Raw genomic sequence first — 13,410 nt, forward strand, 5'->3', positions numbered from 1 at the left:
GCCGCCATCATCCTCAAGGAGCGCGGCCATGGAACTCTGTGTGATCGGGGCGGGGTATGTAGGTTTGGTGACGGCGGCCTGTTTTGCCGAAATGGGCAATCGCGTGGTCTGCCTGGAACGCGACCCGCAGCGCCTGATGCAACTGCGCCAAGGCCACTGCCCGATCCACGAGCCAGGCCTGCAGGCGCTGTTGCACAGCGCCATGCAGGCGGGCCGGCTGGCCTTCAGCGATGACTGGCAGCAAGCCCTGGCCGCCGCCGAGGTGGTGTTCATCGCAGTGGGCACACCGAGCCAGGAAGACGGCTCAGCCGACCTGCAGCATGTGCTGGCCGTGGCCGACAGCCTGGGGCGACACCTGACCCACCCGTGCCTGGTGGTGAACAAGTCGACTGTTCCCGTAGGCACCGCAGAACGCGTAGCCCGGCACATTGCGCTTGGTCTGCGCGAGCGTGGCGCAGGCTTTGTTGTCGAGGTGGCGAGCAACCCCGAGTTTCTCAAGGAGGGTAGCGCCCTCGAAGACTTCATGCGCCCGGACCGCATCATCATCGGCACCGACAGCGCAGCCGCCAGCCAGTGCCTGCAGCGGCTGTATGCGCCGTTTGTCCGTAACCGTGATCGTATCCTGTTGATGGCGCCGCGCGCCGCCGAATTCAGCAAATACGCCGCCAATGCCTTTCTGGCCACCAAGATCTCCTTCATCAACGAACTGGCCGGGCTTTGCGCTCAGCTGGACGTGGATATCGAGCAGGTGCGACGAGGCATTGGCAGCGACCGGCGCATCGGCAGCCATTTCATCTATGCCGGGTGTGGCTATGGCGGCTCGTGCTTCCCCAAGGATGTCCGGGCGCTGATCCGCACCGCCGAGCAGCTTGGCTACCCGGCGGGTATCCTGCAGGCGGTGCAAGCCCGTAACGAAGCGCAAAAGACCTTGCTGTTCAAGGCGCTGCACCAGCATTTTGGCGGCTTCATGCGTGGGCGTAGCGTGGCGCTGTGGGGGTTGGCCTTCAAACCCGGTACCGACGACCTGCGCGAGGCGCCCAGCCTGGTACTGATCGACGCCTTGCTGGCGGCCGGGGCGCGGGTACAGGCCTGCGACCCGGTGGCGCTGGGCGGCATGGCAGGGCGCTACCCGCACGCTTTGGCCACTGGCCAACTGCGCCTGAGCGAAGACCCTTACGCCTGCGTCGAAGGCGCGGACGCCCTGGTACTGGTGACCGAATGGAAGCAATTCAGGCAGCCGGATTTCCTACGGGTGCGGGGGCTTATGCGCATGCCAGTGGTATTCGATGGTCGCAATATTTACGATGCTCAGGAACTATCTACACTGGGTTATCTCTATCATGGCATCGGTCGGCCTCAGGTGGGGCATTGTAAGGTGACTGCCGCCTGATTAGACTGCGCCGAATTCCACAGGCCTAGCCTTCGTTAAGGACGTATATGATCAAAAAATGCTTGTTCCCGGCCGCCGGCTACGGCACCCGCTTCCTGCCCGCTACCAAAGCCATGCCCAAGGAAATGCTGCCGGTGGTCAACAAGCCGCTGATCCAGTATGGCGTTGAAGAAGCGCTGGATGCCGGGCTGAACGAGATCTCCATCGTGACTGGCCGTGGCAAGCGTGCCTTGGAAGACCACTTCGACATCAGCTACGAGCTGGAAAACCAGATCAAGGGCACCGACAAGGAAAAATACCTGGTCGGCATCCGTCGTCTGCTCAACGAGTGTTCTTTCTCCTACACCCGTCAGACCGAAATGAAGGGCCTGGGCCACGCGATCCTCACCGGCCGCCCGCTGATCGGCGACGAACCGTTCGCCGTCGTCCTGGCCGACGACCTGTGCGTCAACCCGGAAGGTGACGGTGTACTGACCCAGATGGTCAAACTGTACAAGCAGTACCGCTGCTCGATCGTTGCCATCCAGGAAGTCGACCCGCAGGAAACCAACAAGTACGGTGTGATCGCCGGCGAGATGATCCGCGACGACATCTTCCGCGTCACCGACATGGTCGAAAAACCGGCCCCTGAAGACGCGCCATCGAACCTGGCGATCATTGGTCGCTACATCCTGACCCCGGATATCTTCGATATCATCGCCAACACCAAGCCGGGCAAAGGCGGTGAAATCCAGATCACCGATGCCCTGCTGCAGCAGGCCAAAGATGGCTGCGTGATCGCCTACAAGTTCAAGGGCAAGCGTTTCGACTGCGGCGGCGCCGAAGGCTACATCGACGCGACCAACTTCTGCTTCGAGAACTACTACAAGACGGGCAAGGCTTACTGATAAGCCTGGCAGGTCTGAGAGCCACCCTTCGGGGTGGCTTTTTTGTTTGCGGCGGCCAACGGCGGTATGCTGGGCGCCAGCCTAGGAGACTGAATAAATGGCCTACGATTTTGATCTGTTCGTGATTGGTGCCGGGTCCGGCGGTGTGCGCGCTGCGCGCTTTGCCGCGGGCTTTGGCGCGAAAGTGGCAGTGGCCGAGAGCCGCTATCTGGGCGGTACCTGCGTCAACGTCGGCTGTGTGCCGAAAAAACTGCTGGTGTATGGTGCGCACGTCGCTGATGAGTTGGAACAAGCCGCAGGCTTCGGCTGGACCCTGGAAGAAGGGCATTTCGACTGGGGCACCTTGATTGCCAACAAGAACCGGGAAATCGAGCGCCTCAACGGCATCTACCGCAACCTGCTGGTCAACAGCGGGGTGACCTTGTTGCAAGGCCATGCACGGCTGACCGGCGCCAACGAAGTGGACGTCGACGGCCAGCGCTACACCGCCGAGCACATCCTCATTGCCACCGGTGGCTGGCCCCAGGTGCCAGACATCCCAGGCAAGGAGCTGGCCATCACCTCTAACGAGGCGTTCTACCTCAAGGCATTGCCACGCCGTGTGCTGGTGGTGGGCGGTGGTTACATTGCCGTCGAGTTTGCCGGCATCTTCCAGGGCCTGGGTGCTGACACCACCTTGCTGTACCGCGGCGACCTGTTCCTGCGTGGCTTCGACGGCTCGGTGCGCACGCACCTGAAAGAAGAGCTGGAAAAACGCGGCCTCGATCTGCAGTTCAATGCGGACATCCAGCGTATCGACAAGCTGGATGACGGCAGCCTCAAGGCCACCCTCAAGGACGGCCGCGAGCTGGTTGCCGACTGCGTGTTCTACGCCACCGGTCGCCGGCCGATGCTGGACAACCTGGGCCTGGAAAACACCGGCGTCGAGCTGGATGCCCGCGGCTACATTCGCGTTGACGACCAGTACCAGACCACCGCGCCATCGATCCTCGCCATCGGCGATGTGATCGGCCGGGTGCAGCTTACCCCCGTGGCCCTGGCCGAGGGCATGGCCGTTGCACGGCGGTTGTTCAAGCCCGAGCAGTACCGCCCGGTGGACTACCAGAGCATCCCCACCGCAGTGTTCAGCCAGCCGCCGATCGGTACCGTCGGCCTGACCGAAGAGCAAGCGCTGGAAGCCGGGCATAAGGTGCAGATTTTCGAGAGCCGTTTCCGGGCCATGAAGCTGACCCTTACCGACATCCAGGAAAAGACCCTGATGAAGCTGGTGGTCGATGCCGAGACCGACAAGGTCCTGGGGTGCCACATGGTCGGGCCGGATGCCGGCGAGATCGTCCAGGGCCTGGGGATTGCGCTGAAGGCCGGGGCGACCAAGCAGCAGTTCGACGAGACAATCGGTGTGCACCCGACGGCGGCCGAAGAGTTCGTGACCATGCGTACCGTTACCCGCTAATAATCGCGTGTGACGACACCACCCTGTGGGAGTGGGTTTACTCGCGAAGAATACAACGCGGTGTATGGCACCGGCTTTGCCGGTGTTCGCGGGTAAGCCCGCTCCCACAGGGTTCTGCTACACCAGCAGCAGCTGCGTTGTTCAGCGCAATCTCTTCTATTAATAAACCCTGGTTATAGCCAAAACCAATCAGCAGCATCAGCTTTGCCAATGAGCCTTCATTGGGATGAACGGTTAGGATTCTCTCCATCAACTGATTCCAACCCCATGAAGGAGCGTCTCTCATGCCTATCATCAACAGCCAAGTCAAACCGTTCAACGCCACTGCCTACCATAAAGGCGAGTTCGTCCAGGTCAGCGAAGCCGACCTGAAAGGCAAGTGGTCTGTCGTGTTCTTCTACCCGGCTGACTTCACCTTCGTCTGCCCAACCGAATTGGGTGACCTCGCTGACAACTACGCCGAGTTCCAGAAGCTGGGCGTCGAGATCTACGGCGTGTCCACCGACACCCACTTCACCCACAAAGCCTGGCACGACACTTCGGACACCATCGGCAAGATCGAATACCCGCTGATCGGTGACCCGACTCACATCATCTCGCGCAACTTCGACGTACTGATCGAAGAAGCCGGCCTGGCCGATCGCGGTACCTTCGTGATCAACCCAGAAGGCCAGATCAAGATCGTCGAACTCAACGACGGTGGTGTAGGCCGTGACGCCAGCGAGCTGCTGCGCAAGGTCAAGGCTGCCCAGTACGTTGCCGCCCACCCAGGCGAAGTCTGCCCGGCCAAGTGGAAAGAAGGCGAAGCCACCCTGGCACCGTCGCTGGACCTGGTTGGCAAGATCTAAGGTCGTGCGCCAGTCGCGGGCGGTAAGCAGCCGCCAAAGCTGAAATACCTACCGCCCCGCCAAACGCCCGGGCGCTACTGCCTGGGCGTTTTTGTATCTGAAGATTGAAAAAGGAATCGCCCGTATGTTGGACGCCACGCTTAAATCGCAACTGAAAACCTACCTGGAGCGGGTCACCCAGCCGATCGAGATCGTTGCCTCCCTCGACGACGGCGCGAAGTCCCGCGAATTGCACGACCTGCTGGTGGAAATCGCCGGCCTGTCGAACCTGATTACCCTGCGCGCGGACGGAAGCGACGCCCGTCGTCCTTCGTTCTCGCTCAACCGCCCGGGGGCTGACATCAGCCTGCGTTTCGCCGGCATCCCCATGGGCCACGAATTCACCTCCCTGGTGCTGGCGCTGCTGCAAGTCGGCGGCCACCCGTCCAAGGCCAGCGCCGACGTGATCGAGCAGATCCAAGGGCTGGAAGGCCAATTCACCTTCGAAACCTACTTCTCGCTGTCGTGCCAGAACTGCCCGGACGTGGTCCAGGCGCTGAACCTGATGGCGGTGCTCAACCCCAACGTGCGCCATGTGGCCATCGATGGCGCGCTGTTCCAGGACGAAGTCGAAGCGCGCAAGATCATGGCGGTGCCGAGCGTTTACCTGAACGGCGAAGTGTTTGGCCAGGGCCGCATGGGCCTGGAAGAGATTATGGGCAAGATCGACACCAGCGCCGGCACCCGCCAGGCCGAGAAGATCAACGCCAAGGACGCATTCGACGTATTGGTGGTCGGTGGTGGCCCAGCCGGCGCCGCGGCGGCGATCTATGCCGCGCGTAAAGGCATCCGCACCGGTGTTGCCGCCGAGCGCTTTGGTGGGCAGGTGCTCGACACCCTGGCCATCGAAAACTTCATTTCAGTGCAGGAAACCGAAGGGCCGAAGCTGGCCACCGCGCTGGAAGAACACGTCAAGCAGTACGACGTCGACATCATGAACCTGCAGCGCGGCGAGGCGTTGATCCCTGCCACCGATGGCGGCCTGCACGAAGTACGCCTGGCCGGTGGTGCCTCGCTCAAGGCCAAGACCGTGATCCTGGCCACCGGTGCCCGCTGGCGCGAAATGAACGTGCCGGGTGAACAGGAATACCGCGGTCGCGGCGTGGCCTACTGCCCGCACTGTGACGGCCCGCTGTTCAAGGGCAAGCGCGTGGCGGTGATCGGCGGCGGCAACTCTGGCGTGGAAGCGGCCATCGACTTGGCCGGCATTGTCGCCCAGGTGACGCTGATCGAGTTCGACAGCCAGCTGCGTGCTGACGCCGTGTTGCAACGCAAGCTGCACAGCTTGCCGAACGTCAAGGTGATCACCAGTGCGCTGACCACCGAAGTGCTGGGCAATGGTGAGAAAGTGTCCGGTTTGCGCTACCAGGATCGCACCACCGAGGAGCTGCATGACCTGGCGCTGGAGGGCATCTTCGTACAGATCGGTCTGCTGCCGAACACTGACTGGCTGAAAGGTACGGTCGAGCTGTCGCCGCGTGGCGAGATCATTGTCGATGCCAAGGGCGCGACCAACATACCAGGCGTGTTTGCCGCGGGCGATGTGACCACGGTGCCGTACAAGCAGATCGTCATCGCAGTAGGCGAGGGCGCCAAGGCTTCGCTGGCAGCCTTCGATCACCTGATCCGCACCTCGGCGCCGGCGTAAGCCAAGCGCAAGCCTGAGGGTGTCTATGATTACCCCAGACACCCTCAGGAATCTCACTCATGACCCTGATCAGCCGCGAACCCTGGTGGCTAGTGCCACCCAAGCCCGGGCAAAAGGAGCAGGACCTGCACTGGGGCTATCTGGAAATCTACGCCGACGGCCGCACTGTGTTCGTCGACCAGCGCCCCAGCGATAAAGAACTGGCCGAGCGCAAAAGCTGCCGCAACTTCCCCGACCCTGAGCACTGAAGGGCTCAGCCTTCGAGCTCGGCCAGGCGCGCCTCCAGTGCTGCAATCCGGGCTTCCAAGGCCTCTATGCGCTCCTCCGAAACACTGCCGCCACTGCTGCGTGCGCCCCCTTCTTGCTGGCGCGCGGCCAAAATCGCCTCGATTTCTGCCGGGTCACCCAGCGCATGGGTATAGCGGTCTTCGCGTTGGCCTGCCTGGCGCGGCAGGTGCAAAGCCAAATCCCGTGAAATCAGGCGCTCCAGCTGGTGCTGGATTTGTTCAGTGTCGTCGAAGTCGTGCAGGCGGTTGCTGCGGCTGAGCAGCTCGTTGAGGGTTTGCGGCCCGCGCAGGAACATCAGGCCCATCAGCACCAGCTGCGCCGGCACCAGCTCCAGGGCCTTGTCCACGCGCTGCTCCCAGCGGTCGGCGCGGCTGCCCATCTGCAAGCGGGTCATGCCCTGGCCTTCGAGTGCGCGCAAGGCCTGGCCGACCTGGCCTTGGGTGAGGTTCATCACCGGCTCGCGGCTGGTCTTCTGGTTACAGGCCAGGACCAGGGCATTGAGGGTCAGTGGGTAGCTTTCCGGGCTGGTGGCCTGTTTTTCGATCAGCGAGCCGAGAATGCGGATCTCGGTGCTGTTGAAACGGCCTTCACCTGCGGGTTCGTGTTCTGACATGGCCCAGTCTCATTGCGAGGAAAAGGCCACTAGCGTAGGTAAAGCCGCTGCATTAGGCAATTGGCAGCGCTTGTTGAACGGCCTTGCCAGGGCTCCGGGCTGGTCGAAAGGGCCGCAAAGCGGCCCCAACACGCTTAAGCCTCGCGTCGCTCTTCCGCCTGGCACGCCGCTGCCGTGAACAGCACGTCGGTCGAAGAATTCAGCGCAGTCTCGGCCGAATCCTGCAGTACGCCAATGATGAAGCCCACGGCAACTACCTGCATGGCGATCTCGCTGGGGATGCCAAACAGGCTGCAAGCCAGCGGAATCAACAGCAGCGAACCACCAGCCACGCCCGAAGCGCCGCACGCGCAGACCGCTGCCACCACACTCAGCAACACCGCAGTCGGCAGGTCGACCGGGATACCCAAGGTGTGCACGGCCGCCAGGGTCAGCACGGTGATGGTGATCGCGGCGCCGGCCATGTTAATGGTCGCGCCCAGGGGGATCGACACCGAATAGGTGTCTTCATGCAGGCCAAGGCGCTCCGACAGTGCCAGGTTGACCGGAATGTTGGCGGCCGAACTGCGGGTGAAGAACGCCGTGATACCGCTTTCGCGCAGGCACAACAACGTCAGTGGGTACGGGTTGCGGCGAATCTTCCAGAATACGATCAGCGGGTTCATCACCAGGGCCACGAACAGCATGCAGCCAATCAGCACGGCCAGCAGGTGCAAGTAGCCGAGCAGGGCGTTCAGGCCTGACTGGGCCAGGGTCGCGCTGACCAGGCCGAAGATGCCCAGCGGGGCGAAACGGATGACCACGCGCACGATCAGGGTCACGCCGTTGGACAGGTCCTCGACCACAGTGCGGGTGGTGTCACCCGCATGACGCAGGGCAACGCCGAGGCCGATCGCCCAGGTCAGCACGCCAATGAAGTTGGCGTTGAGCAAGGCGTTGACCGGGTTGTCGACGGCGCTCAGCAGCAGATTCTGCAAGACTTCGCCGATGCCGCCCGGCGCACTCAGCGTAGCGTCGCCGGCACTCAGTGCCAGGTGGGACGGGAACAGCATGCTGGCGACCACGGCCACCACGGCTGCCGCAAAGGTACCCAGTAGGTACAGCCAGAGGATCGGGCGGATGTGGGTTTCCTGGCCGTGGCGGTGGTTGGCGATCGAGGCCATTACCAAAATGAACACCAGAATCGGCGCTACGGCCTTGAGGGCGCTGACGAACACTTTGCCGAGGAAGCCCAAGTCGCGGGCGACGTCGGGCGCCAGCAGTGCCAGGGCGATGCCCGCGAGCAGGCCGATGACGATCTGCGTCACCAGGCTGGTGCGGTTGAGGAGGCGGAAGACAGGGGTCATGTGCAGCGCAGTCTCGGTTTTTGAAAGGGCGGGACTTTACCACAGACCGCTGTAGGGCTTGCCGGCAATGAAGTGGGAAAAGTTACCAGTGGAACAGCTCCCGCCGCGCGCCCTCGGTAATGGCCACGATGCCCGGGTGCTTGACCTTGCGCTCCACCGAGATGGCGTAGAACGACTCGTGCACCGCCTCGGTCTGCCCGATCAACTGCACGCCATACTGGCGGCACACCTCCTCGGCGATGACGCTGGGCGCGACGAAAATGCCGCTGCCCGATTGCCCGAATGCCTGCATCAAGGCGCTGTCGTCGAACTCGCCAACGATGCGCGGTTGCACCTGTTGCTCGCCCAGCCAACGCAGCAAGCGGCTGCGTACCACCGTCTCCTGGCCCGGAATCAACAGCGGCGCATCTTGCAGGCAGGCTGGGAAGGGGCCGGCATGGCGTTGTGCCAAGGCCTGGGTGGCGAAGAAACTCAGGCCGCACTCGCCCAGCTTCTGGCTGTAGCCCTTGATGTCCAGGTGGCTGGGCATCGGGCTGTCGGAGATGACCAGGTCCAGGCGCTGGATCGCCAGGTCTGCCAGCAGCCGCTCGAGCTTGTCTTCGCGGCAGTTGATGCGCAGCACCTCGTCCAGCTCCATGGTCGGCGCCAGTAGGCGATAGACGATGGATTTGGGGACCACGTCGGCCACGCCCACACGGAACAGGATCTGTTCCTGTGGGCCGGCACGCAGCAGGGCTTCTAGCTCGCCGCCGATCTGAAACATCTGCTCGGCATACACCAGCGTCTGGCGGCCGGTTTCGGTCAGCTCCAGTTGCCGCCCGACCCGTTGAAACAGCTCCAGGCCATAGGTCTGCTCGAACAGGCTGATCTGCCCGCTGATGGTCTGGGGAGTCAGGTTCAATTGCTCACTGGCCCGCGCAATGCTGCCGGTCTTGGCCACGGCCCAGAAGTAGTGCAACTGGCGGTAGTTGAGCATCGGGTTTTTCTCGATTCGTAAAAACCGAAGTATAACCGCTGAAAATACGAATTTTCCTGATGTATTAGCCTCTTTAGAATGCGACTCCATCAGGCGCTGCGTGCGCCGCCGGAATATCGACAAGCGAGGAACCCATGTTGCAGCTTAAATCCATTGGCACGCCTTTGGTGTTGGCCCTGGCCCTGTTCACCCTGGCCGGCTGCGATCAGGCCGAGAAATCCGCCCAGCAGATGCTCGACCAGGCCGCCCAGTCGGCCAAGCAGGCCATCGACAAGACCAACGAAGCGGCGCAGCAGGCCCTGAGCGATGCCATCGGCAGCGAAGGCCAGCCGCCAAAAGACGTTGAAAAGCAAGAAAAGACCCAGGACATCTGACCCCAAGACCCGATGCAGGATTGATTAAATGGAATATTTGCTGGAACTCGCCGCAAGCCCGACCGCCTGGGTCGCCCTCGCCACGCTGGTGGCCATGGAGATCGTGCTCGGTATCGACAACCTGATCTTCATCTCCATCCTCACCAACAAACTGCCCCTGGAGTACCGCTCCAAGGCGCGGCGCATTGGTATCAGCATGGCCTTGGTCATGCGCCTGGCGCTGCTCAGCACCGTGGCCTGGATCGTCCAGCTGACCGAGCCGGTGGTCGATGTGTTCGGCCATAGCTTCTCGTGGAAGGATATGATCCTGATCGCCGGTGGCCTGTTCCTGCTGTGGAAGGCGACCAAGGAAATTCACGAAAACGTCGACCCGCACGGCGCCAAGGAAGAATCCAAGGCCGGCTCCACCATCACCTTGGGCTTCGCTGCGGCCATTGGCCAGATCCTGTTGCTGGATATCGTCTTCTCGATCGACAGCATCATCACCGCCGTGGGCATGACCGAGCACCTGCCGATCATGATCATTGCCGTGATCGCTGCTGTGATCGTGATGTTGGTGGCGGCCGACCCGCTGGCCAAGTTCATCAATGACAACCCGACCGTGGTGATGCTGGCCCTAGGCTTCCTGATCATGATCGGCATGACCCTGATTGCCGAAGGCATGGGCGCTCACGTGCCGAAAGGGTACGTATATGCGGCGATGGCGTTCTCGACCTTGATCGAGATCCTCAACATCATGGCCCGCCGGGCGCGGATGAAGCGCGAAGCGGCTGAAGGTTGATCTAGAAAAAGTGGGGCCATGTGGGAGCGGGCTCGCCCCGCGAACACCGGCGAAGCCGGTGCCAACCACCGCGTGGCCCCATTCGCGGGTCAAGCCCGCTCCCACAGGTATACATCAAATACGTGCGTTTAATGTGCCTCTACCTGCCGCCGCGCTCTGCGCACAGCCTGAGGTTCGGCCACACCCTGCGGTGGCAGGTGATGATGGGAATGACGCCGTACGATACGCAGTACACCCCACAGCATGGCGGCTGCGACGCTCAGCCACATACCTACCAGCATGAGGATTGCCAGGGTCAGGCTCATGTGTGCCTCCTTCTCTCGGGCCAGCGCGCTGTCAGCCAGGGCTCGCCTTACAGACACCTCATTAGTCTAGCCTGCCCCTTGTGACGTTCCATTGACCTTAGGTCTATTGCTGAGGCCGATTCGCTACAAGCCGGTGTCGGACTATACCCACGCCCCTGTGGGCCCTATGATCGGTGCCCAGAGCCGGGCGCTGCCTGCCTGGCATCGGAACAAGCGAGTGCCCATGGAGCAAGTTTCCTTTAAATCGCTGGCTTCAGCCCCACGCCGGTTGCTGCTGGCTGGCCTGGTGGCAGTCAGCCTGGCCGGTTGCGCCAGCGCACCGCCCGCTAGCCTCAAAGGCCTGCCGCAGCGGGTCGAAATCAGCAGCGTGCCGTTCTACCGGGGTAACGCCAACCACAGCGGGGCCATGGCGCTGGCGGCGCTGCTTTCGCAACAGGGCGCGCCGATCACCCCCGGGCTGCTGGATAAACCTTTGAACCTGCCCCAAGGCGCCGAGACCCTGGATACCAGTATCCCCCGTGTCGCACGGGACTATGGCATGGTGGTGTATGCGCTGGACAAACAACTGGACGCCTTGCTCACGCAAGTGGCGGCGGGCAACCCGGTGTTGCTGCGTTATGAGGAGGGTTCGGCCTGGTGGAGCGAGCCACGCTACGCCGTGCTGATCGGTTATGACCGCTACAAGCAACGCGTACTGTTGCGCTCAGGCATGCACCGCCGGCAACTGATGGCCTTTGATGACTTTGCCTCGGCCTGGGCCAAGCAGGGGAGTTGGGCAGTGCTGCTGCAACCGCCGCGGCAACTGCCCGCCCAGGTAGACCGGCAACGCTGGTTGCAGGCTGCCGACGAACTGGCCCGCGCAGGGCAGGAAGTCGCCGCGAAGCAGGCGGTGAACAGCCTGGGACGGTAAGCCGCGCACCGGCCGCTTCGCGGGCTTACCCGCAAAGCGGCCGGTGCGATGTTACAGAGGGATCAGAAGCCCAGGCGGTCGCGTAGGCTGTAGTACCAGGCACCAATGGCGCTGAACGGTACACGCAGCATCTGGCCACCCGGGAACGGGTAGTGCGGCAGGCCGGCGAACGCGTCGAAACGTTCGGCCTGACCACGCAGCGCCTCGGCCAGCACCTTGCCTGCCAGGTGCGTGTAGGTCACACCGTGGCCCGAGCAGCCCTGGGAGTAATAGATGTTGTCGCCAATGCGGCCGACCTGAGGCAAGCGCGACAGGGTCAGCAGGAAGTTGCCGGTCCAGGCGTAGTCGATCTTCACGTTCTGCAGCTGCGGGAAGGCCTTGAGCATCTTCGGACGGATGATCGCCTCGATGTTTGCTGGGTCGCGTGCGCCGTAGACCACGCCACCGCCGAAGATCAGGCGCTTGTCGCTGGTCAGGCGATAGTAGTCGAGCAGGTAGTTGCAGTCTTCGACACAGTAGTCCTGCGGCAGCAGGGTACGTGCCAGGTCCGCGTCCAAGGGCTCGGTGGTGATCACCTGAGTACCGCACGGCATGGACTTGGAGGCCAGTTCTGGCACCAGGTTGCCCAGGTAGGCGTTACCGGCGACGATGATGAACTTGGCGCGCACTTTACCCTGTGGGGTATGAACGACCGGGTTGGCGCCACGCTCGATGCGAACGGCCGGGGTCTGCTCATAAATGATGCCGCCCAGCGATTCGACCGCGGCAGCTTCGCCCAGGGCCAGGTTCAGCGGGTGGATGTGGCCGCCGCTCATGTCCAGCATGCCGCCGATGTAGCTGTCGCAGGCGACGACTTCACGGATGCGCTTCTGGTCCATCAGCTCCAGCTGATTGTGGCCGAAACGTTCCCACAGGCGCTTTTGCGACTCCAGGTGGCCCATCTGCTTGGAGGTGAGGGCAGCGAATACGCCACCGTCTTTAAGGTCGCACTGGATGTTGTACTTGGCGACGCGCTCACGAATGATGCGGCCACCTTCGAACGCCATCTGGCCCAGCAGTTGTGCCTGCTTGGGGCCGACGGTGCGTTCGATCACGTCGATGTCACGGCTATAGCTGTTGACGATCTGGCCACCGTTGCGGCCGGATGCGCCGAAGCCGACCTTGGCCGCTTCGACGATGCTGACCTTGAAGCCGTTTTCCAGCAGGAACAGGGCGCTGGACAGGCCGGTGTAGCCGGCGCCGATGATGCACACATCGGTTTCCACCTCACCCTGCAGCGCCGGACGTGGCGGCACCGGGTTAGCCGAGGCGGCGTAGTAGGACTGGGGGTAGGGGGTGTTGGCCATGCTCGAGGAACCTCGTGTTTTATATTTTTAACGAATGTAGCGATGCTATCAATAATAATAAACACCCGCTAGTCGTCCGTTAAAAATCCTTTACCCGGCTGTCGCCGAAGCCTTTCTATAAAGAGTTTAAGATTCAGTGAGTTAGCGCGAAAAAAAGTGTTGACAGGGTTTTTGGATTGCGTAGAATGCGCACCACACGACAGGCA

General features: G+C 62.2%; 15 protein-coding genes. 9 read left to right on the forward strand and 6 right to left on the reverse strand.

Features of this window, described 5'->3' with window-relative positions:
* The first annotated feature begins 28 nt into the window (after window positions 1–28).
* The 3 genes from MFF34_RS25715 (at window position 29) to gorA (ending at window position 3,730) form a co-directional block, all read left to right on the forward strand.
* Window positions 29–1,390 (forward strand): UDP-glucose/GDP-mannose dehydrogenase family protein, encoded by a 1,362-nt coding sequence (locus MFF34_RS25715; RefSeq protein ID WP_238217306.1) that lies wholly within the window; start codon window positions 29–31, stop codon window positions 1,388–1,390.
* A 47-nt stretch (window positions 1,391–1,437) separates the two neighbouring features.
* The gene (gene galU, locus MFF34_RS25720; RefSeq protein WP_027592671.1) at window positions 1,438–2,277 is read left to right on the forward strand and encodes a UTP--glucose-1-phosphate uridylyltransferase GalU; all 840 of its coding nucleotides are present in this window, start codon (window positions 1,438–1,440) and stop codon (window positions 2,275–2,277) included.
* Between the two features lie 97 nt (window positions 2,278–2,374).
* Complete coding sequence (gene gorA / locus MFF34_RS25725) at window positions 2,375–3,730, forward strand: glutathione-disulfide reductase (protein WP_238217308.1); 1,356 nt, start codon at window positions 2,375–2,377, stop codon at window positions 3,728–3,730.
* A gap of 37 nt (window positions 3,731–3,767) precedes the next feature.
* Here the strand turns inward: gorA and MFF34_RS25730 are convergent, their stop codons facing one another.
* Window positions 3,768–3,980, reverse strand: a complete 213-nt coding sequence (locus MFF34_RS25730) for a hypothetical protein (protein ID WP_238217310.1) — start codon at window positions 3,978–3,980, stop codon at window positions 3,768–3,770.
* 34 nt (window positions 3,981–4,014) lie between these two features.
* On the opposite strand from MFF34_RS25730, the gene ahpC reads away from it, so the two are divergent.
* The 3 genes from ahpC (at window position 4,015) to MFF34_RS25745 (ending at window position 6,513) form a co-directional block, all read left to right on the forward strand.
* Entirely contained in the window at window positions 4,015–4,578 is a 564-nt protein-coding gene (gene ahpC / locus MFF34_RS25735; protein WP_027592669.1) for an alkyl hydroperoxide reductase subunit C, read from the forward strand.
* Between the two features lie 124 nt (window positions 4,579–4,702).
* Window positions 4,703–6,265, forward strand: coding sequence for an alkyl hydroperoxide reductase subunit F (gene ahpF, locus MFF34_RS25740; RefSeq protein WP_238217312.1), 1,563 nt, complete (start codon window positions 4,703–4,705; stop codon window positions 6,263–6,265).
* Window positions 6,266–6,324: 59 nt separating this feature from the next.
* On the forward strand, window positions 6,325–6,513 hold the full coding sequence (locus MFF34_RS25745; protein ID WP_027592667.1) for a hypothetical protein: 189 nt from the start codon (window positions 6,325–6,327) through the stop codon (window positions 6,511–6,513).
* Window positions 6,514–6,518: 5 nt separating this feature from the next.
* On the opposite strand, the gene MFF34_RS25750 is transcribed toward MFF34_RS25745, so the two are convergent.
* The 3 genes from MFF34_RS25750 to nhaR all read right to left on the reverse strand — a co-directional run bounded on the left by MFF34_RS25750 (window position 6,519) and on the right by nhaR (window position 9,488).
* Complete coding sequence (locus MFF34_RS25750; RefSeq protein WP_099454670.1) at window positions 6,519–7,166, reverse strand: YceH family protein; 648 nt, start codon at window positions 7,164–7,166, stop codon at window positions 6,519–6,521.
* A 134-nt stretch (window positions 7,167–7,300) separates the two neighbouring features.
* Window positions 7,301–8,512 carry a serine/threonine transporter SstT gene (gene sstT / locus MFF34_RS25755; RefSeq protein WP_238217314.1) on the reverse strand — a complete coding sequence of 404 codons (1,212 nt, stop codon included), beginning with the start codon at window positions 8,510–8,512 and terminating at the stop codon, window positions 7,301–7,303.
* An 82-nt stretch (window positions 8,513–8,594) separates the two neighbouring features.
* The gene (gene nhaR / locus MFF34_RS25760) at window positions 8,595–9,488 is read right to left on the reverse strand and encodes a transcriptional activator NhaR (protein WP_085273080.1); all 894 of its coding nucleotides are present in this window, start codon (window positions 9,486–9,488) and stop codon (window positions 8,595–8,597) included.
* Between the two features lie 134 nt (window positions 9,489–9,622).
* On the opposite strand from nhaR, the gene MFF34_RS25765 reads away from it, so the two are divergent.
* The gene (locus tag MFF34_RS25765; RefSeq protein WP_027592663.1) at window positions 9,623–9,862 is read left to right on the forward strand and encodes a hypothetical protein; all 240 of its coding nucleotides are present in this window, start codon (window positions 9,623–9,625) and stop codon (window positions 9,860–9,862) included.
* Between the two features lie 28 nt (window positions 9,863–9,890).
* Window positions 9,891–10,643, forward strand: a complete 753-nt coding sequence (locus tag MFF34_RS25770) for a TerC family protein (RefSeq protein WP_027592662.1) — start codon at window positions 9,891–9,893, stop codon at window positions 10,641–10,643.
* Between the two features lie 128 nt (window positions 10,644–10,771).
* Here MFF34_RS25770 and MFF34_RS25775 read toward each other — a convergent pair whose 3' ends face one another.
* The gene (locus MFF34_RS25775; protein WP_238217316.1) at window positions 10,772–10,948 is read right to left on the reverse strand and encodes a hypothetical protein; all 177 of its coding nucleotides are present in this window, start codon (window positions 10,946–10,948) and stop codon (window positions 10,772–10,774) included.
* A gap of 166 nt (window positions 10,949–11,114) precedes the next feature.
* Here MFF34_RS25775 and MFF34_RS25780 point away from each other — a divergent pair, with 166 nt between their 5' ends.
* Window positions 11,115–11,858 carry a peptidase C39 family protein gene (locus tag MFF34_RS25780; protein ID WP_099428859.1) on the forward strand — a complete coding sequence of 248 codons (744 nt, stop codon included), beginning with the start codon at window positions 11,115–11,117 and terminating at the stop codon, window positions 11,856–11,858.
* A 62-nt stretch (window positions 11,859–11,920) separates the two neighbouring features.
* On the opposite strand, the gene MFF34_RS25785 is transcribed toward MFF34_RS25780, so the two are convergent.
* Window positions 11,921–13,204, reverse strand: a complete 1,284-nt coding sequence (locus MFF34_RS25785; RefSeq protein ID WP_027592660.1) for an FAD-binding oxidoreductase — start codon at window positions 13,202–13,204, stop codon at window positions 11,921–11,923.
* Between the last annotated feature and the right edge of the window lie 206 nt (window positions 13,205–13,410).

The sequence above is a fragment of the Pseudomonas sp. PAGU 2196 genome, from assembly GCF_022179005.1.
GTDB classification, from domain to species: Bacteria; Pseudomonadota; Gammaproteobacteria; order Pseudomonadales; family Pseudomonadaceae; genus Aquipseudomonas; species Aquipseudomonas kermanshahensis.

Excerpts from the sequence above, each read along its gene's own strand:
- MFF34_RS25715 (WP_238217306.1), top strand. The coding sequence starts at position 29 with ATGGAACTCTGTGTGATCGGGGCGGGGTATGTAGGTTTGGTGACGGCG.
- galU (WP_027592671.1), top strand. The coding sequence starts at position 1,438 with ATGATCAAAAAATGCTTGTTCCCGGCCGCCGGCTACGGCACCCGCTTC.
- gorA (WP_238217308.1), top strand. The coding sequence starts at position 2,375 with ATGGCCTACGATTTTGATCTGTTCGTGATTGGTGCCGGGTCCGGCGGT.
- MFF34_RS25730 (WP_238217310.1), bottom strand. The coding sequence starts at position 3,980 with ATGGAGAGAATCCTAACCGTTCATCCCAATGAAGGCTCATTGGCAAAG.
- ahpC (WP_027592669.1), top strand. The coding sequence starts at position 4,015 with ATGCCTATCATCAACAGCCAAGTCAAACCGTTCAACGCCACTGCCTAC.
- ahpF (WP_238217312.1), top strand. The coding sequence starts at position 4,703 with ATGTTGGACGCCACGCTTAAATCGCAACTGAAAACCTACCTGGAGCGG.
- MFF34_RS25745 (WP_027592667.1), top strand. The coding sequence starts at position 6,325 with ATGACCCTGATCAGCCGCGAACCCTGGTGGCTAGTGCCACCCAAGCCC.
- MFF34_RS25750 (WP_099454670.1), bottom strand. The coding sequence starts at position 7,166 with ATGTCAGAACACGAACCCGCAGGTGAAGGCCGTTTCAACAGCACCGAG.
- sstT (WP_238217314.1), bottom strand. The coding sequence starts at position 8,512 with ATGACCCCTGTCTTCCGCCTCCTCAACCGCACCAGCCTGGTGACGCAG.
- nhaR (WP_085273080.1), bottom strand. The coding sequence starts at position 9,488 with ATGCTCAACTACCGCCAGTTGCACTACTTCTGGGCCGTGGCCAAGACC.
- MFF34_RS25765 (WP_027592663.1), top strand. The coding sequence starts at position 9,623 with ATGTTGCAGCTTAAATCCATTGGCACGCCTTTGGTGTTGGCCCTGGCC.
- MFF34_RS25770 (WP_027592662.1), top strand. The coding sequence starts at position 9,891 with ATGGAATATTTGCTGGAACTCGCCGCAAGCCCGACCGCCTGGGTCGCC.
- MFF34_RS25775 (WP_238217316.1), bottom strand. The coding sequence starts at position 10,948 with ATGAGCCTGACCCTGGCAATCCTCATGCTGGTAGGTATGTGGCTGAGC.
- MFF34_RS25780 (WP_099428859.1), top strand. The coding sequence starts at position 11,115 with ATGATCGGTGCCCAGAGCCGGGCGCTGCCTGCCTGGCATCGGAACAAG.
- MFF34_RS25785 (WP_027592660.1), bottom strand. The coding sequence starts at position 13,204 with ATGGCCAACACCCCCTACCCCCAGTCCTACTACGCCGCCTCGGCTAAC.